The sequence below is a fragment of the Mesorhizobium sp. B3-1-8 genome, assembly GCF_006439495.1.
Classification (GTDB): domain Bacteria; phylum Pseudomonadota; class Alphaproteobacteria; order Rhizobiales; family Rhizobiaceae; genus Mesorhizobium.
Genome location: NZ_VFTK01000018.1, coordinates 72,622 through 92,655, shown reverse-complemented (window position 1 = coordinate 92,655; position 20,034 = coordinate 72,622). Strand labels below are relative to the sequence as shown.

The 20,034-nt window shown below is 64.4% G+C and carries 9 protein-coding genes and 1 pseudogene; all 10 read left to right on the top strand.

Translation table 11 applies throughout. The annotated features are described in order from the left end of the window. The first annotated feature begins 38 nt into the window (after window positions 1–38). Window positions 39–1,256, top strand: coding sequence for a zinc metallochaperone GTPase ZigA (gene zigA, locus FJ424_RS18150; RefSeq protein ID WP_140655881.1), 1,218 nt, complete (start codon window positions 39–41; stop codon window positions 1,254–1,256). After that, the gene (locus FJ424_RS33640; protein ID WP_181182097.1) at window positions 1,253–1,396 is read left to right on the top strand and encodes a hypothetical protein; all 144 of its coding nucleotides are present in this window, start codon (window positions 1,253–1,255) and stop codon (window positions 1,394–1,396) included. The genes zigA and FJ424_RS33640 overlap by 4 nt, the downstream gene beginning before the upstream one ends. Then, window positions 1,393–2,178 carry a metal ABC transporter ATP-binding protein gene (locus FJ424_RS18145; RefSeq protein WP_140655884.1) on the top strand — a complete coding sequence of 262 codons (786 nt, stop codon included), beginning with the start codon at window positions 1,393–1,395 and terminating at the stop codon, window positions 2,176–2,178. The genes FJ424_RS33640 and FJ424_RS18145 overlap by 4 nt, the downstream gene beginning before the upstream one ends. Continuing rightward, a complete protein-coding gene (locus tag FJ424_RS18140) occupies window positions 2,175–3,044 on the top strand; it encodes a metal ABC transporter permease (protein ID WP_140655887.1) in 870 nt (289 codons plus the stop codon). The genes FJ424_RS18145 and FJ424_RS18140 overlap by 4 nt, the downstream gene beginning before the upstream one ends. Before the next feature lie 18 nt (window positions 3,045–3,062). Next, window positions 3,063–3,977, top strand: coding sequence for a zinc ABC transporter substrate-binding protein (locus FJ424_RS18135; RefSeq protein ID WP_140655890.1), 915 nt, complete (start codon window positions 3,063–3,065; stop codon window positions 3,975–3,977). Between the two features lie 205 nt (window positions 3,978–4,182). After that, window positions 4,183–4,374 (top strand): annotated as a pseudogene (locus FJ424_RS18130) (invasion associated locus B family protein); the annotation flags it as partial. A gap of 693 nt (window positions 4,375–5,067) precedes the next feature. Further along, complete coding sequence (locus FJ424_RS18125) at window positions 5,068–16,548, top strand: autotransporter-associated beta strand repeat-containing protein (RefSeq protein ID WP_246677279.1); 11,481 nt, start codon at window positions 5,068–5,070, stop codon at window positions 16,546–16,548. 127 nt (window positions 16,549–16,675) lie between these two features. Next, window positions 16,676–17,221: an invasion associated locus B family protein gene (locus FJ424_RS18120; protein WP_140655898.1), complete on the top strand. Its 546-nt coding sequence runs from the start codon at window positions 16,676–16,678 to the stop codon at window positions 17,219–17,221. A gap of 752 nt (window positions 17,222–17,973) precedes the next feature. Beyond that, a complete protein-coding gene (locus FJ424_RS18115; RefSeq protein ID WP_181182098.1) occupies window positions 17,974–19,104 on the top strand; it encodes an integrase in 1,131 nt (376 codons plus the stop codon). Window positions 19,105–19,596: 492 nt separating this feature from the next. After that, the gene (locus FJ424_RS18110) at window positions 19,597–19,980 is read left to right on the top strand and encodes a hypothetical protein (protein WP_140655904.1); all 384 of its coding nucleotides are present in this window, start codon (window positions 19,597–19,599) and stop codon (window positions 19,978–19,980) included. Window positions 19,981–20,034 lie beyond the last annotated feature (54 nt).

Sequence of the window (20,034 nt, the reverse complement as noted above, 5' to 3'; positions counted from 1 at the left end):
CCAGGGGTCAACTGGAATTGAAATCTACCGGAGATCACATGCAGTCAGAGGCAGGGCGCAAATTGCCGGTGACCGTCCTTTCCGGCTTTCTCGGCGCCGGAAAGACGACACTTCTCAACACCATTCTCGGCAATCGCCAGGGTCGGCGGGTCGCTGTGATCGTCAACGATATGAGCGAGGTCAACATCGATGGGTCGCTGATCCGCGACGGCGGGGCGAACCTGTCGCGGACCGACGAGCAACTGGTCGAGATGACCAATGGCTGCATCTGCTGCACCTTGAGGGACGACCTTCTGAAGGAAGTTCAGGCGCTGGCAAGGCAGGGCCGGTTTGACAATCTTCTGATCGAATCCACCGGCGTTTCCGAGCCGCTTCCGGTTGCCTCCACCTTCGAGTTTCGTGACGAAAATGGCGTCAGCCTGTCGGACGTGGCGAGGCTCGACGCCATGGTCACCGTGGTCGACGCCGCCAATCTGCTGAAGGACTACGCCTCGAGTGATTTCCTGAAGGATCGCGGTGAATCGCTTGGCAATGGGGACAACCGCGCGCTTGTCGATCTGTTGGTCGAGCAGATCGAATTTGCCGATGTCATCGTACTCAACAAGGTGTCGGCCGCGACGGCGGCCGACCTCGACGCCGCGCGAAAGATCGTGCTTGCGCTCAATCGGGATGCGCGGATCATCGAGACTGATTTTGGCCAAGTGGACCTTGCGGCAATCCTCGATACCGGCCTGTTCGATTTCGACAAGGCGCATGAGCATCCGCTCTGGTTCAAGGAGCTGAACGGCTTTTCCGAACACGTTCCCGAAACCGAGGAATACGGGATTAGTTCGTTCGTTTACCGGGCGCGCCGGCCCTTCGATCCGACGAGATTCAAGGCTTTCATCGACCGCGCATGGCCGGGCGTCGTCCGCGCCAAGGGATTCTTCTGGCTGGCCACGCGCCCGCGGCATGTTGGCGAATTGAGCCAGGCTGGTGCGTTGGTCCGCAGCGGCCGGCGCGGCTTCTGGTGGTCGGCAGTTCCGAAGGCCAGATGGCCCGACAACGACGGCTGGCGCCAATCCATGCAGCCTTATTTCGATCCGGTCTGGGGGGACCGCCGGCAGGAGATCGTCTTCATCGGAACGCACCCGATGAACGAAGCGCGCATCCGCGATGAACTCGATTCCTGCCTGGTTGCCGCCGAAACTTTCTCGCCGGCACAATGGAAGCATCTGTCCGATCCGTTTCCGCGCTGGACGGAGGAAGCCGCATGAATTGGCCACGAATCTCGGCGGGGCGATCGATCTTCGCCCGCAGCTTCCTCGTCTGGTCCGCGTTCGAGCGTCTGGGGGTCTTGGTCCTCATCATCGTCGCGCTGTGGCTGGCGGTTGCCTGGGCGGTGTCGCTGGCATGAACAAGACAGATCCCGCAGCCGCCGAGGCGGGCGGCCGCCTCATCAGCCTGTCGAACGTGACAGTCGCCTATGATCGGCGCCCGGCTGTGCATCATCTTTCCGGCTCGTTTCTTCCGGGCAGCATGACGGCGATCGCGGGCCCGAATGGCGCCGGCAAATCGACGCTGGTCAAGGCGCTGATGAACCAGCTCCCTGTCGTGGAAGGACATATCGACCACGCCGAACTTTCCTCGCGCGACTTCGGCTACCTGCCGCAGGCGGCGGAGATCGACCGCAGTTTCCCGCTGAGCGTCGGAGACACGGTCATGCTCGGCGCGTGGCACGTCGTCGGTGCGTTTCGCGGTATCACCGCGGCGATCACGGCGAAGGCGCGTGAGGCGCTGTCGGCCGTCGGCCTGGAAGGGTTCGAACGTCGTCCCATTGGCTCGCTGTCCGCAGGGCAGTTCCAGCGTGTGCTGTTCGCCCGGCTGCTGCTTCAGGACGCGCGGGTCATCCTGCTCGATGAGCCATTCACCGCCATCGACGCCAGGACCACGCGCGACCTGATGGATATCCTGCTGCGTTGGCACCGCGACGGCCGCACGATCATCGCTGTCCTGCATGATTTCGAGCAGGTGCGGGCACATTTCCCCGAAACGCTGCTGATCGCCCGCGAGCCGATCGGATGGGGTCCGACATCATCGGTGATGACCGCCGAGAATCTTCTCAAGGCGAGAGCCATGGCTGAAAACTGGGACGACTTTGCCGAGGTTTGTCACCGGCCGGGGAATAAGGCGGCATGAGCCTCCACGAACTGCTTTTGGCGCCTTTCGCCGACTATGGCTTCATGCGCCGGGCGCTTGTCGCCTGTTTCTGTCTGGGATTGGGTTCCGGCCCGGTCGGCGTGCTCCTGATGCTGCGCCGTATGAGCCTGGTCGGGGATTCGCTCAGCCATGCCGTGCTTCCCGGCGCGGCGGTCGGCTTCCTGTTCGCGGGCTTTTCGCTGACGGCCATGGGCATCGGCGGGCTGATCGCCGGGCTCGCCGTTGCGATCCTGTCGGGCATCGTCAGCCGCACGACGTCGCTGCGCGAGGATGCCAGTTTCGCCACCTTCTACCTCACGTCGCTCGCCGCCGGCGTGCTGATCGTCTCGCTGCGCGGATCGAGCCGGGATCTATTGCACGTACTGTTCGGCACCATCCTCGCGATCGACGCGCCGGCGCTTTACCTGGTCGCGACGATCGCTTCGCTCACGCTGATCATCCTTGCGATCGTATACCGCCCGTTGATCGCAGAATGTTTCGACCCCGGATTTCTTCGCGCGGTCGGCGGACGCGGGTCGCTCCACCATCTCGTCTTTCTCTTCCTGGTCGTTCTCAATCTCGTCGCCGGCTTTCAGGCCCTGGGTACGCTCATGGCGGTGGGGCTCATGATGCTGCCCGCCGCGATTGCCCGGCTATGGGCACGCAGCGTGCCCGGAATGTTCATCGTCGCGGCTTCGACGGCAGCGCTCTCCGGTTTCGTCGGGCTGATCGCCTCATTCCATCTCGGCTACGCCTCGGGACCATGCATCATCCTGACTGCAAGCCTCCTCTATTGCGTCTCGCTGCTTGCCGCTCCGTCGGGTGCCGTGCGGCGTCTGTTTCCCCGCCCACACCTTACGGGCTGATCACCAAGGAGAGTTTCGATGAGAGGACTGAACATGATGGCCACGCTTGGGCTGAGCGCCGTTGCCGTGTTGGCGGTGGCGGCCGCTGCCTCCGCGAAGACGCTGCATGTCGTTGCGAGCTTCACGGTGCTTGCCGACGTGGCCAAGGAAGTCGGCGGCAGCAATGTCGAAGTCAAGACAATCGTACCGGCCGACGGCGATCCCCATGAATACGAGCCGACGCCGGACGACGCCAAGAACCTCAAAGCCGCCGATGTCGTTTTCGTCAGTGGCGAAGGGCTGGAGGGCTGGATGGATCGCCTGATCAGCGGTTCCGGTTACACCGGAACGCCGGTCGTTGCTTCCGAAGGCGTCAAGACCCGCACGATGGATGAGGACGGCAAGACCGTGACCGATCCGCATGTCTGGAACAGCCCGGTCAATGTCGAGATCTGGGTCGGCAACATCGAGAAGGCGCTCGAGGCGGCCGATCCCGAGGGGGCAGGACATTTCAAGGCGAATGCCGAGAGATACATGAAGAAGCTCCATGAACTCGACGCCTACGCGCGTTCCAAGATCGACCCGATTCCGCAGGAGAAGCGCAAGGTGCTGACCAGCCATGACGCCTTCGGCTATTTCGGACGTGAGTACGGGGTTTCTTTCCTGTCGCCGCTTGGCTTGTCGACCGAGTCCGAGGCCTCGGCCGGCGACGTCGCCAAGCTGATCGAGCAGATCAAGAAGGAAGGCGTGAAGACCTATTTCTTTGAAAACTCCAACGATCCGCGTCTCGTCAAGCAGATCGCGGGCGCCACGGGCGCCGAAGCGGGCGGAGAGCTCTACGTCGAGGCCCTTTCGAAAGAGGACGGTCCCGCGCCAACCTACGCCAGGATGTTCAAATACAACGTCGACCAATTGGCTGCTGCCATGGCGAAACAAACGCTGGCGCAGCAATAGAATATTCCATGCCAAAAGCGGATGGGGCCGTCGCCCCATCCGTAGGTTCACCCTGCGATTCCGCCTCTGGCGATGAGATCGAAGAAGCCGCGCCGTGAGGTTGTTGGTTCTGTCCAGAGTGGTATCGGGAGGCCGGCTTGCGGCGTGACGGTGGCCTCCAGAATCCAGTTGCGGGTTTCAAGATGCGTGGGAGCCGCGATGGGCTCGCTTCCGCACCTGCCTGCCCGGCGGCTGCCTCGTCGATCTGAGTTTCGACGCCGAGACACTGGCGAGCCTGCGCGACGGCAAAAGCCTCAAGGTCAAGGTGGTCGCCGACGGCGGCAAGGAGACCAATCTGGCACTCTCGCTGAACGGCTTCCCCAGCGCTGTCGACAGGACGGTGGCGCTGTTGAAGTAGACGTTCTATTTCCCGTACCGTTGCTCCTGGGCATCGGCAATGTGTTCGCAAAACAGCTCCCCGTTACACCGGGTCTCGTTCGCTGGATTTCTCCAGATGGCTACCCGCGCGGTGTCTTCATGAAGGCCGTCGAGCGAAGCTCGGGATTCTGCAGTCGAATGTAAGATCTGACTTATATTTAAACACCCTAATGTTTACATCAATAAATCCGAAACGATTCAATTAACCTCTTTATAAGTTGCTTGATGTGTGATGTTCTTGACAGACTTGCTTTGCGGTGCCGATTCGGTCGCCAGTGCAACGCCGCCATTGCCCGGGACCAAGGTGCGATCGCGGTTGGCAATCTGATCAGGCTGAGGAGAGGGTGATGCTGGAGCAGATCAAGCCAGCAGTGGGCATTGCGGATATATGAGGTCGTGGCGCAGCCTAGTCAGGCGAGTGGCGCGTCATTGCCGTCGGTCAGTCGACTGATGCAAGGATCCGCCGAGGGTCATCCCGTTCCGGCCCGGCAAAGCGGGCAGGCAACCCTCCTTGCCAGCTGTCGGTTCGCCACCAACCCCTTCAGCAAATCTCTTATCACATGGATCGGTCGGCTGCCGCCCCGGCCATATCGATTTGCAAGGCGGCCGGCATGTTACGACGACTGGTTGCGGCAGTGGCCATTCGACGCGGGGGAATATGATGGATAGAATCGTGAACAGCAAAGCAGGCATGTCGGCGGAGCCGACGCGCGAACCATCATTTGCCCATCGCCTGCTGCGCGGCGGCCGTATGACCAAATGGAAAGGCCAGGCGGCGAGCTATGCGCCGAATCTTGCCCACCTGGCTTCGACGGCAGCTCCGGTCTTGCGTGGTGCGCTTGTGTCGGCCGCGCTATTGGCCGGGCTTGGCGGCGTCCCTGCAGAGGCGGCCGATCTCTATTGGGACGTCAACGGCACCGCTGTGGGCCTCGGGGGTACCGGAGCCTGGAACACCTCGTCCCTGCTTTGGAATCCGAGCAGTGATGGTGTCACCGGGCCGATGGCCAGCTGGAACAATGCCGCCGTCGGCGGCGACAATGCCTTCTTCAACGGCACCGCCGGGACGGTGACGCTCGCGGGGCCGATGACGGCCCACAATCTGACCTTCGGTGTCGCGGGCTATACAATCGCTGGCAGCACGCTGACGCTCACCGGCACGACGCCGACGATTTCCACTGCCGGAACCACCACAATCAGTTCGGTGATCGCCGGATCAGGCTTCACCAAAGTCGGCGCCGGCGGGCTGACGCTCACCGGCGCGAACACCTTCACGGGTGACATCACCGTCTCGGCCGGAGGACTTGGGCTCGCCAGCGATGCCTCACTCGGCGCGGCCGGCAATGGCGTGTCACTTGCGAATGGTAGCTCTATCAGCTCGACCAGCGCACTTGCCGCCAGCCGGGTTGTTACGATCGTCAGCGGACGTGCGGTCGCAGGTAGTGGGGCGCTCACAGCGCGCTTCACCGGGGCCGGCGGGCTGCAGGTTTTAGGCACAATCAGCAACGACGCCAACGACTATACAGGTCAGACGGTTTTCGGCCAAGGCACCAACGGCTTCACCTCGGTAGCAAACCTTGGGGTGGCAAGCTCGCTCGGCGCGCCTACGGATGCGGCGTCGGGTACCATCACTGTAAGCGCCGGTGGCGGAGTGGGCGGCAATCTGGTCTATTTCGGTGACGGCGACAGCTCCAATCGCAACTGGCGTTTCAACAACACCTCCAGCGGAGGCAACTATCTCCAGAACGCTGGCACCGGGACGCTGACGCTGACCGGCGATATTCTTGCCGGCGGTGCCTACGGACTTACCATGAATTTCTCCGCGGCGTCCGGCGACATGGACCTGCTGGGCGTCATTAGTTCCTCGGTCGCCCGGGCTATCGCCTTTACCGGAAATGCTGGCCGGATCATCACCCTCGGGGACGCCAACACCTACACCGGGCCGACCACGATCAACACTATCACCGTCAGGGCCGGGACCCTGGCGAACAGCGGTGCCAACAGCTCGTTCGGCACCGGCAACACTATCAATTTCGGCGGCGGCACGCTGAGCTATACCGGAACGGGCTCGGCGACCAACCGCACGCTGACGATCTCGGGTTCCAGCACCATCAGCAATGACGGCACCGGCGCGCTCTCCTTCAGCGGACCGACGAGCTTTGTCGCGGGCGGCGTCGCCGATACGCTGACGCTCGGCGGCAGCTTCGCGGGGGCGAACACATTCTCCGGCGTGATCTCCGGCGCCGGCAACCTCACCATGAACGGCGCCGGCACCTGGGTGGTGAGCGGCAGCAACACTTTCACCGGCACCACCACGGTCCAGGGCGGAACGCTCACCGCCGGCAGCTCTGCTGCATTCGGGCCTTCCAATCCGCTTGTCGTCAATGGCGGCACGCTTGACCTGGGTGGCTTCGATATAACCGCGCGCTCGCTGGCAGGCACCGGCGGGACCGTGGACCTCGGCAGCAACAACCTGACGGTGAACGGCACATCGGGCAGCGCCACCTATGCCGGCGTCATTACCGGCACCGGCGGCCTCACCAAGCTAGGTGCCAGCACGCAGACGCTGACGGGCGCCAACACCTATTCCGGCGCGACCAGCATCGGCGGCGGCACGCTGGCGCTGGATTTCACAGCGCCCGGCGCGCCGACGAACAATATCGTTTCCATATCCTCGGCGCTCAATATGAGCGGCGGCACGCTCACCGTGAAAGGTGGCACCGGAACGAACAGCCAAAGCTTCAATGGCCTGAACGTCACGGCGGGCAACAACCGGATCAACGCGACCGCTGGCGCGGGCGGCGTGCTGACGATCGATCTCGGCGCCGTCAGCCGTACCGGCGGTCTGGTCGATTTCGGCATCGGCACGGGAACGTCGATGGCCACCAGCAACGCCAATGGCGCGCTTGGCGGCTGGGCAACCGTCAACGGCACCGACTATGCGCAAGTGTCGGGCGGCTTCATCACCGCATTCACCGCCTATGTTGATGAGGACAATGCGGCCCTGTGGGCGACGGGCAATATCCTTAGCGACGAAGCCGGCAACGCCAATACGCCCTATTTCGGCACGGTGAACGGCAATGTCGCGCTCGGCGGCCTCAAATACACGGCGGCGGCCAATTCCATCGTCACTGTTGGCGCCGGCAATACGCTCGGCGTGGACGGCACTATAATCGTCTCTCCCTCGGTCGGCACCGCGAACCAGACCATCCAGGGCGGCTCCTTGACCGGAGGCGCCGGTGGAAGCGCGCTTGGCGTGCAACAGAATAGTGGCGGCACCTTCACCGTCGCCTCGAACATTATCAACAACGGTGGCCCGACGTCCTTCACGGTGGGCGGCACGGGAGGCTCGACCGGCACCGGTGTCGTCGCGCTGACGGGCAGCAACAGTTACACCGGTGCGACGACGGTGAGCGGTGCCACGCTCGCCTTCAACAGTGTCGCCAATGGCGGCGCGGCGAGCGGCATCGGCGCCTCATCCAGCGCGTCGTCGAACCTGGTGATCGAGAACGGCACGTTGCGCTACACCGGCGCAACGGCCTCGGCCGATCGCGGCTTCACCCTCGTCAACGGCGGTCCATCGCGCACCTTCGAGGTCACCAACGCCGCCACCAACCTGACGTTCTCCGGCCAAGTGACCAGCCCGGACGATGCCGGCTTCATCAAGACCGGCGCCGGCACGCTGACGCTGACCAACGCGAGCAACGACTATGTCGGCGCCACCACCATTGCCGGCGGCACTCTGGCCGTAAGCGCGCTTGCCAATGGCGGGCAGGCAAGCGGTATCGGCGCGGCGAGCAATGCTTCATCCAATCTTGTGCTGCAGAACGGTGGGAAGCTCAGCTATATCGGCGGAACCACCAGCAGCGACCGTGGCTTCACGCTCGGCACCGGCGGTGGAGCTATCGACGTAATCGGCGGCACCACGCTGACGATGAGCGGGGTTGGCACCGGGACAGGTGGTCTCACCAAGGGCGGCGCCGGTGTCTTGGTGCTGTCGGGCACGAACAATTATACCGGCGGCAGCACGGTAAGCGCTGGCATTCTGCGTGCAGGGTCTGCCGGTGCGTTCGGCACAGGGGCGATGACAGTGGCCACGGGAGCGACTCTCGATCTGGCCAACAACAACAACACCGTGGGCGGGCTCGGCGGCGGGGGCAGCGTGCTGCTGGGCGCGGCGACCCTGACGACGAACGGCAACGGCAGCTTTTCGGGCACGATCGGCGGCAGCGGCGGCGTCGCCGTCGCGGGCGGCAGCCAGACCTTCAGCGGCTGCACCAACAGCTACACGGGAGCCACGACCATCACCGGCACGCTGAACGTCAGCTGCCTGCGCAATGGCGGACAGCCGAGCGACATCGGCGCCTCGAGCAGCGCCTCGACCAGTCTGCAGATCGATGGCACACTGAACTATACCGGCGCCAGCGTCACGACCGATCGCGGCTTTACACTGACCTCGGGCAGGATCACCGTGGAGAACGCCGCCACGACACTCGAGTTCAGCGGGGTGGCGACGGGGACGCAGCTCGAAAAGTTCGGGCCCGGCACCTTGGTGCTCTCCGGTGCCAATACCTACAACGGTGCGACTTTCGTCAACGGCGGCACCCTCCGCGCGGGGTCGACCAGCGCATTCGGCTTGAGCGGCCTGCGAATGGACACGACCGGGGCAACCCTGGATCTGAACGGTTTCAGCAATACGGTCGGTTATATCAGCCAAGGTAATCTGGGCATTACTGGCGGCAACATCACGCTTGGCAGCGCCACGTTGACGATAAGCGGTATCGGAAGCGCCAATTACAACGGTGCCATCAGCGGCAGCGGCGGGCTTGTGAAGAACGGGGCCAGCGCGCAGTCGTTGTCCGGCAGCGCTAGCAGCTACACCGGCCCGACTGTCATCAATGGCGGCATCCTCGCCGTGGCCAGCCTTGCCAATGGTGGCACCAACAGCTCGATCGGAGCATCGAGTTCCGCGCCGAGCAATCTGATCATCAATGGCGGCGTGCTGCGTTATAACGGTACGGGTGGCAGCACCGACCGGCAGTTCACCTTCGGCCCCAATGGCGGCGGTCTCGACGCGTACGCCTCTGGCCCGGGTCCGATCAATTTTACCAGCACGGCGCCTGTCACCATGTCAGGCAGCGGGAGCCGAACGCTGCAGCTCGCGGGCCTGAGCACTGCCGACAACTCGCTTTCGGCGCGGATCGACAACCCGACGGGCGGCACTACCGCTCTCACCAAGAGCGGCACGGGTACCTGGGTGCTGAAGAACCAGACCAGTACCTATACCGGCATCACCACGATCAGCGGCGGCGTGCTTGCCGTCGACAAGCTCGCCGATGGCGGCCAGGCGAGTTCGATCGGGAAGTCGTCGAACCTGGCATCCAGCCTCGTGATCGGCAGCGGTTCGACGCTGCGCTATACCGGCACGGGCGACACCACCGACCGGCTGTTCACGCTGCAGACAGGCGTCAGCTTCATCGAATCGTCCGGCACCGGGGCGATCCAGTTCACCAATACCGGGTCCGCATTATACAGTGGGGCCGGAGCGCGCACGCTGGCGCTGGGCGGCACGAACACCGGTCTCAACATAATGGGCGGAACGATCGTCGACCAGAATGCCACGACCGGGAAAACGACGCTGGCCAAGAACGATGCCGGCACGTGGGTGCTGACGGGCAACAACAGCTATTCCGGCAACACCGTCATCAATGACGGGAACCTGATCATCGGCAATGGCGGCACGTCAGGCAACGCCGGCACAGGCAATGTCGTTGTCGTCAACTCGACCTCGACGCTGTCGTTCAATCGCAGCGATACGTTCAACTTCGCCGGCAACCTGAGCGGCGCGGGCAACATCGCCCAGATCGGCGCCGGCACGACCAGGCTGACGTCGGCGATCGACAGCAGCATCGGCGGCACGACGCAGGTCGATGCCGGCATGCTGGAATTGGCAACCAACCTGACCAGCAGCGGCGGCACGACCGTGAATGCCGGCACGCTGCAGGTCGACGCGGGCAAGGTGCTGACCACGCCGACCCTCGCCATGGATGGCGGCTCGACCTTGAACGTCAATGGCACCGTGCAGGCGGTCGGCGCGACCCCCGTAGCAATCACCGGCGACGCGGGGGCAAGCACGATCAACATCGCCAATGGCGGCACGCTGCGCGGCAATGGCGACCTTGGCGGCGGCAGCGATACTGTCAACCTGACCGGGACCTTGAACACCGGCGCCGGAGCGCTGAACCTTGGCGCCGGCAACGACACGCTGACGCTTAACGACGGCGCCGTTCTCACCGGAACAGTCAACGCCGGCACCGGTGGCGAGACGGGCGCGGGCGACACGCTTCGGGTAATCAACACGGTGAATCGCACAGTCCAGGGCGCGGGCATCAGCGGGTTCGAGAGCCTGGACAAGCAGGGCACCGGAACGTTGACGCTTGTTGGTGACCACAGTTACAGCGCCGGCACGACGATCCAGGGCGGGACGCTCCAGGTGGGCAGCGGCGCGACGGCGGGTACCTTGACGACACCGAGCGTAGCCAACAACGGCACGCTCGCCTTCAACCTGAACAACAACTACAGCTTCGGGGGCGCGATCTCCGGCACCGGCGCGGTCAACAAGCTCGGCACCGGCATCACCACGCTGACCGGCACCAACAGCTACAGCGGCGCCACCAACGTCAATGCCGGGACGCTGCTGATCAACGGCAACCAGTCGGGTGCTACCGGCCCGACATCGGTCGCGAGCGGCGCGACCCTCGGCGGCACCGGCACGATCGGCGGCAGCGTCACCGTGGCCGACGGCGGCACGCTCGCCCCCGGCGGCGCCGGCAATGCTCCAGGCACGCTGACCATCAACGGCAACCTCGCGCTGGGCAACTCCGACCTCAACGTCAATTTCGGCCAGGCAAACGTGCCCGGCGGCCCGCTGAACGATCTCATCAATGTCGGTGGCAACCTGACGCTGGACGGCACGCTGAACGTGACCCAGAGCCCGGGAGGAACCCTGGGTCCGGGCGTGTATCGCATCATCAGCTACAACGGCTCCCTTGCCGATAACGGTCTCGACGTCACGGATCCCAACTATTTCGTGCAGACCTCGGTGGCCAACCAGGTCAACCTCGTCAATTCGGCCGGGCTGACGCTCAGCTACTGGGACGGCAATGCCGGCCCCCACTCCAATGGCGCGGTGAATGGCGGCAGCGGTACCTGGCGGGCCGCAGGCGACCAGAACTGGACGGACATCACCGGAACGTTCGCTGCTCCCTTCGCCAATGCCAGCTTCGCGATTTTCCAGGGGGCCGCCGGCACGGTGACGGTGGACGGCACGAACGGCCCGGTGCAGGCCGCGGGCATGCAGTTCGCGGCGGACGGCTACCTGGTCCAGGGGGCGGACATCGGCCTGGTCGGCCCGCAATCGATCATCCGTGTCGGCGATGGCACGGCGGTGGGCGCGGCCTATGTCGCGACGATCGCCTCCAACCTGACGGGCGCCACCCAGTTGGTGAAGACCGATCTCGGCACGCTGGTGCTGTCAGGCACCAACACTTATGCCGGCGGCACGGCGATCAATGGCGGCACGGTCCAGATCGCGTCCGACAACAATCTCGGCAACGCCTCCGGCGGTCTTTCGCTCGACGGCGGCACGCTGCACACGACGGCCGATATCACTTCTGCCCGCGCCGTGACGCTCAATGCCGGCGGCGGCATCTTCGACACCGACGGCGCGACCAGCCTGGCGCTCACCAACACCGTGAGCGGCGCCGGAACTTTGACCAAGGAAGGTGGCGGCATACTGGTGCTCAGCGGCGCCAACAGCTACCAAGGCGGCACCGTCATCGATGGCGGCACTGTCCAGATCACCGCCGATGCCAATCTCGGCGATGTGGCCGGCGACGTCACCTTCGACGGCGGCACGCTCTACCAGCAGGGCGCGGCCAGCATCGTAACCGGACGCGACGCTACGCTTCAGGCGGGCGGCGGAACATTCCAGGTCGACAGCGCCCTGCAGTGGGAGGGCGGGGTCGACGGCGCGGGCGCGCTCACCAAGACCGGCGCCGGCGCGCTGATCCTCGGCGCGGACAATAGCTATGCCGGCGGCACGACCATTGCGAGCGGCATCCTGATGCTGGGCACCGGCGGCACGACCGGGTCAATCCTCGGCGATGTGGTCGACAACGGCACGCTCAGCTTCAACCGCTCCAACCTCTATACTTTCGGCGGCACGATCTCGGGCAGCGGCGGCGTCAGCCAGGATGGAACCGGCAACACCGTGCTCACGGCCGACAACACTTACGGCGGCACCACGCTGATAGCCGGCGGAGGCGGGCTCTATATCAATGGCGACCAGACCGCCGCGACCGGATTGACCAACGTCAATTTCGGCACGCTGGGCGGCAACGGCACCATCGGCGGCGATGTCTTCGTCGACGTGGCCGGCAGGCTGGCCCCCGGTGGCCTCGGCTCCGCGCCCGGCGCGCTCACCATCAACGGCAACCTCGAACTGGCCGACGGCTCGAACCTTGATTACTCGTTCGGCCAGGCCGGCGTGGTTGGCGGCGCGTACAATGATCTGGCGGTCGTGCATGGCAATCTGACGCTCGACGGCACCATCAACGTGACGGAGGCGCCCGGCGGCAATTTCGGGCCGGGCATCTATCGCGTCATCAGCTATGACGGCACCCTGACCGACAACGGGCTCGACAGCAATTCGCCCACTCATGTCGTCCAGACCTCGATAGCGGGCCAGGTCAACCTCATCGACATCAGCGCCATGACGCTGAATTTCTGGGATGGCGACGCCGGCCCCAAGAGCAATAACGCCGTCAATGGCGGCAACGGCACCTGGCGGGCGGCCGGCGACGACAACTGGACCGGGCCGGCCGGCGATATCAACGCCGCCTTCTCGAACGGCAGCTTCGCGATCTTCGCCGGCCAGGCCGGCACGGTCGATGTCGACAGCACGACGAATGGCCAGGTGCAGGCCGCAGGCATGCAGTTCGCCACCGATGGCTACCTGATCCAGGGGCAGTCCATCGATCTGGTCGGGCCGCAGGCGACGATCCGGGTGGGCGACGGAACCCTGCCGCGCTACACCGCGACCATCGCTTCGGTGCTCCAGGGCAGCTCGCAGCTGGTCAAGACCGATCTCGGCACGCTGGTGCTGAGCGGCACCAATACCTACAGCGGCGGCACGGCCATCAATGGCGGCACGCTCAGGGTCTCGGCCGACGTCAACCTTGGCGATGGGGCGGGAGCGCTGTCGTTCGACAATGCCGCGACGCTGCAAAATACCGCCGCGTTCAGCTCGGCGCGCGACATCACGCTCAATGCCGGCGGCGGCACGTTGCAGACCGACGCCGATCTCACGCTGTCCGGCCCTATCGGCGGCGCGGGCGGCTTCACCAAGACGGGCGGCGCGGCGCTGACGCTGACGGGCACCAACTCCTATGCCGGAGCGACCACCGTGGCGGCAGGCGGGCTCTATGTCGATGGCGACAACAGCCTGGCCACAGGGCTTACCTCGGTAGAGATCGGCGCCACGCTTGGCGGCAAGGGCACAATCGGCGGCAACGTCGTGATCGCCGACGGCGCCACGCTCTCGCCCGGATCGGCCGACGCCACGCCGGGCACGCTGGCGATCGCCGGCGATCTGACGCTCTCCGGCGGCTCGATCCTCAACTACAGCTTCGGCCAGGCGAATGTCGCGGGCGGCGCGCTCAACGACCTCACCACCGTAGGCGGCAATCTGACACTCGCCGGCACGCTCAATGTCACTGTCTCGCCGGGCGGCACCTTCGGCCCCGGCATCTACCGGGTGTTCGACTATGCCGGCACGCTGACGAACAACGGCCTGTCCGTCGGCTCCATCCCATCCTCGAACTACTTCGTGCAGACGTCCGTCGATCATCAGGTGAACCTCGTCAACACGCAAGGGCTGAACCTGAACTACTGGGACGGCGATGCCGGTCCGAAGTTCGACGGCACGGTCGATGGCGGTAGCGGCACCTGGCAGAGCTCCTTGGGCAACGACAACTGGACCGAAGACACCGGGTCGATTAACGCAGCCTATTCGGACGGCGCCTTCGCCATCTTCGCCGGCCAGGCCGGCACGGTGACGGTGGACAACGGGCTCGGCCAGGTGACGGCCGCCGGCATGCAGTTCTCGACCGACGGCTATGTCATTCAGGGCGGCGACATCGGCCTCATCGGCGCGCAGTCGACGATCCGGGTCGGCGACGGCACCAGTGCCGGCGCAGGCTACACGGCGACGATCGCCTCCGCGCTCACCGGCAATGCTCAGCTCGTCAAGACGGATGCCGGAACGCTGGTGCTGACCGGCACCAACAGCTACACCGGCGGCACCGCCATCAATGGCGGCACGCTCAGGGTCTCGGCCGATGCCAATCTCGGCGATGCGGCCGGTGGGCTCTCCTTCAACGGCGGCACGCTCAACACCACCGCCAGCTTCGCCAGCGACCGCGCCATCGACTTCCTCGGCCAGGGCACGATCTCGACCGCCGCCGATACCACCTTGACCCTGAACGGGGCTGTGACCGGGTCTGGCGCGTTCAACAAAGCAGGAGATGGTACGCTTGTCCTGACAGCCGCTGGCTCGGCCTTCTCGGGATCCACCTCTGTCCAGCAGGGCATACTGGCCGCGGGCGCGACAAACGTGCTCAGCTCCAGTTCGGCCTTCACCGTCGCCTCCGGCGGCACGCTTGACCTTGCCGGCTTCGACCAGACGGTTGCCTCGCTCGACAACAGCGGCGCGGTGCGGCTTGGCGCCGCGGCACCCGGCACGGTGCTGACGGTGAGCGGCGACTATGTCGGCAATGGCGGCAAGATCCTCATCAACGCCGCGCTCGACGGCGATGCCTCCACGACCGACAGGCTGGTGGTGCATGGCAGCACGTCCGGCACCGGCATCCTGGCGGTCACCAATGTCGGCGGCGCGGGCGCGCAGACCAGCGAAGGCATCAAGATCGTCGACGTCGACGGCAGCTCGGCCGGCACCTTCACGCTTGCCGGCGACTATGTCTTTGAAGGCGACCAGGCCGTGGTCGGCGGCGCTTACGCCTACCGGCTCTACAAGAACGGCGTCAGCACCCCGGCCGACGGCGATTGGTATCTGCGCTCGACGCTGATCAATCAGACCGGTCCGCTCTATGCGCCAAGCACGCCGCTCTACGAGGCCTATGAAGGCGTGCTGCAGAGCTTCAATGAACTGGGCACCCTGCAGCAGCGCACCGGCAACCGGACCTGGGGCGAAGGCGCGACGCCGCAAGGCGCGGACGTGCCCGGCCAGGGTCCGGTCGACGGCAGCGCCATCTGGGCCCGCATCGATGCCGCGCATGGCAAGTTCGAGCCCAAGACCTCGACCACCGGCACCGACTACGACGTGACGACGTGGAAGCTCAACGCCGGCGTCGACGGCCTGCTGCATGAGAGCGAGGCCGGCATCCTGTTGGGCGGCATCACCGTCCATTACGGCACCGTCTCGTCGGATGTCGCGTCGACCTTCGGCACGGGCTCGATCTCGGCCACCGGCTACGGCGTTGGCGGCACGCTGACCTGGTTCGGCAACAGCGGCTTCTACGTCGACACGCAGGCCCAGGCGACCTGGTATGACAGCGACATCAACTCGGCCGTGCTGGGCAAGCTTGCCGATGGCAACAACGGCTTCGGTTATGCGCTCAGCATCGAGAGCGGGCAGAAGATCGCGCTGCGCTCCAACTGGTCGCTGACCCCGCAGGCGCAACTGTCCTACTCGGCGGTCGACTTCGACAAGTTCACCGATCCGTTCGGCACCGTCGTGTCGCCCGGCAGCGGCGACAGCCTGATCGGCCGGCTCGGCATATCGGCCGACTATGAGGACCAGTGGGCCGACAGCGCCGGGCAGGTGAGCCGCGCGCATGTCTACGGCATCGCCAACCTCTACTACGACTTCCTCGACGGCACCGATGTCGATGTCTCGGGCGTGAAGCTTTCCAGCCAGAACCAGAAGTTCTGGGGCGGCGTCGGCCTCGGCGGCTCGCTCGACTTTGGCGACGGCAAGTACTCGGTCTATGGCGAGGCGCTCGCCAAGACCAGCCTGGCGAGCTTCGGCGACAGCAATGTCATCAGCGGCAAGCTTGGCTTCAGCGTGCGCTGGTAGCACGCCGACGAGGCATCGGGCACAGCCCGGGTTAGCAATCAGAATGCGCGCGGAAATGCGCATTCTCTGTCGTTCGCATTCGTCGTCGCATTCCGGGCGGTCCGACTTTTTGAGAGATGGAAACGAGATGATACGAAACAGCCGAATTGGATATGCCACGCTGATCGCCGCAAGCCTGCTCTCCCTTGCGGCCGCTTTCGCGCAAGACACGGCAGCCCTCCCAGGCGGGGCGACTTCACTCAGGGAAGGGCATGGCGACTGGACCGTCTCGTGCAATCTCGCCACCCAGAACGGCGCCAATGTGAAGGTCTGCGCGCTGTCGCAGGAACAGACCGACAGCCAGTCGCGCCAGCGCGTGCTGGCGATGGAACTGCGCCCGGCCGGCGAGGCCATCCAGGGAACGCTGGTGCTGCCGTTCGGCCTGGCGCTGGACCAAGGGGTAACACTTCAGATCGATGACGGCCCGGCCCTGCCGCCGCTGCGCTTCCGCACCTGCCTGCCCGGCGGCTGCCTCGTCGATCTGAGTTTCGACGCCGAGACATTGGCGAGCCTGCGCGACGGCAAAAGCCTCAAGGTCAAGGTGGTCGCCGACGGGGGGAAGGAGACCAATCTGGCACTCTCGCTGAATGGCTTCCCCAGCGCCGTCGACAGGACGATGGCGCTGTTGAAGTGATCGCCGTCTTCTGGTTGATGACGAGTCGCTGATTGAGGTCTATTGCCGGTCAAAGCAAATGCATGTCGCGCAAAAGTGTGCAGCGGTTTTGCGATAACGACATGCATGAAAACAAAGGCTTAAAAGCGCGTCGCCTGAATCCGCTTCAGCGCGACGCGCTTTAGGCGCAAAAGTCGGCTTCCTAGCCCAATTGACCGCCTCTGTCGGAACTGCCGCCCAAGCTTCTCGACAGACCAAACACACTTGAGCGCTGCTTTTATGGGCAGGACCCAGCAACCGCTTTCCGTGGAATCAGTGCCGGGCACGTCATCCGAACGATGATTACGCGACCTTTGCTCCACGAAAGCAGCGGAAAGAGAGCCCTGTTGGTTGCGTGGGCAGTCTCCAGGCAAGCAAGGCAAGTCAGAATTGGCGTAACCGATTGAAATAGAAAGATAATTTGGCGCACCCGACAGGATTCGAACCTGTGACCTCTGCCTTCGGAGGGCGATGGGCTGCACCTACTCGGATAAACGTGACACTCTGAACGCCTTGCATTGCCGGCACTGGCCGTTATGCTTATCACAGTCATCTCTCAAATCTATGTGGGACGCTCTGTGGGAAAGCGAATTTCCGAGATCGATAGCCCGTCCAAACGGGGCCGTCTAGCCCCCCGAAAGAACCCGTACTGGCAAGGCGTCAGCGGCGGACGCGGGGGCGTTAGCCTGGGCTACCGAAAGCCGATTCGCGGTGCCGGCGTCTGGATTGCAAAGATGGTCGCCGGTGGCACCCGCGTCGAGGAGAAGCTAGGTGCCACTGACGATGATGGAGCGGGCGCCGGCGCGCTCACATATCGCGCGGCTGTGACCGCGGCGCTGGACTGGAGCAAGCGCCAATACGAGGCCAGCCAATCGGCGTCTGCGGGGACGGGCGGTCCGACGGTTCGGTCGGCCGTGGCCGACTATGTCGTCCGGCGCAAGAAGCGCTCACCGCGTGAGGGTCGGAATGCAGAAGGTCGGCTGGCGCGCCACGTTCTGGCCGATGAAGAATTTGCCTCTCTGCGCCTTGGGAAGTTGCGAGCCAGCGATTTGGAGAGTTGGCGGAGCCGTTTGCCGGTCGACGGCCAGGCAGAGCTCGCCGAAGACGCGGAACCCATCTCGCCGGCGACCGTCAACCGGCTGCTCAACGACCTTCGTGCGGCATTGAACGGAGCCGCCGAAAATCATAGGCGCGAGTTGCCGGCCCATCTGCCGGCCGAAATAAAAGTCGGCACCCGTGCCCTGAGCGTGACCGGTGACGCGCGCAAACAGTTGCTGACCGACAAGCAGATCAGGGGGGTCATCGCGGCTGCTTTTGAGGTCGACGAGGACTTCGGCCGTTTGATCCTGGTTCTCGCCACTACGGGTGCGCGGCACTCACAAGTGCGGCTGCTCCGCGTGGGCGATGTTCAGGTCGAACATTCTCGGCTGATGATGCCGGGATCCTCGAAAGGACGATCGGCGAAGGCTAGGCCGCCGGTCTCGACGCCGGTGTCTTCCGAAGTGATCGACAAGCTTCGACCGGTCTTGGTCGATCGCGGCGCGAACGAGACGCTTTTGGAGCGTTGGGCGTATCGCAGCGTCGGGCCTATCAAATGGGAAAAGGATCATCGCCAGGCATGGGGGCCAGCCTACGAGGTCGGCAAGGCGTGGGCGGCGACAATCGCAAAGGCGGGCGTGCCGGCCGACACGATCGTCTATGCCCTGCGACACTCGTCTATCGTTCGTGGCCTGAAAGCAGGCTTGCCCGTTCGGCTGGTCGCAGCGCTGCATGACACCTCGAGCGAAATGATCGAAAAGCACTACTCCGCGTTCATTGTGGACGCGACCGAAGAACTATCTCGCCGCGCAGCGCTCGCCATTTGATTCCGACATACAGAATCACGCACATCCTCAACAACACAGAAAAGACCGGTCGAAAAATACTGTTGCTATCCCCCGGCGCTCCCCTATTATAGGCGTATCGAACGCGCCGACATTGATTTGACTGCTGAAACGGTTGTCCTGGACTGGAAACGGCGCCCATCCAACGAGAAGGACGGCCATGCCCATTCCAGCGTCACCGCGACCCGCCGCGGTCAAAAAGCGATCTCCCCTAAGCCCGATTGAAGTGCCTTGGCAGCAGCGGCCGGTGCTGCCTCTTGCCGTTGCTGCCGAGATTTCTGGCGTGTCCCCAGCGTCGCTGTATCGCTTTGCATCTGAAGGTCGACTGAAGTTTCGGCGTCTCGCCGGCCGCACGCTGGTCGAGACGCCCAGCCTGATGGCGCTGGTCGATGCTGCCGAGAGTTGGACGCCTTCCAACCGAGGCTCGGCGGCTCGAGCGCAGCGGCAGGAGCGAGCTCGTGCGGGATGGGCCGAATGACGGCCGCATCCGTTTCTCGCCGCCAACGGCGCCGTGGCCGCAACAGCGGGGGGCTGGAACTGTCGGATCGTCCGGCCGTCTTCTGCGATCTACGGCCCGCCACCGTTGCGGATCTGCGGCCAGGCGAAGCGATGGTGCCGGGAATGCAGTGGCTTCTCGCACGCGGTGCCAACGAGCAAGGGTTGCCCGGCGACATGTTTTTCGAGATCCCGCTGAAGCTTCCGCCCGAGAAGCGCGCCAACACCGGCCCGAACGTTCGGGCTGTCATTGAGACGCTTCGCGAGTCCGCCGAGTTTCGGCGCATGATGGATCGGTATCACTGGTTCACGCCAAAGGCCGGCGAGCCCGGCTATTCGAACATGCACGCGCCAGCGGGTTAGCGTCCGCAATTATTAAACGACGACCAATCGACCTGGGATCACTGAAACAGAAAC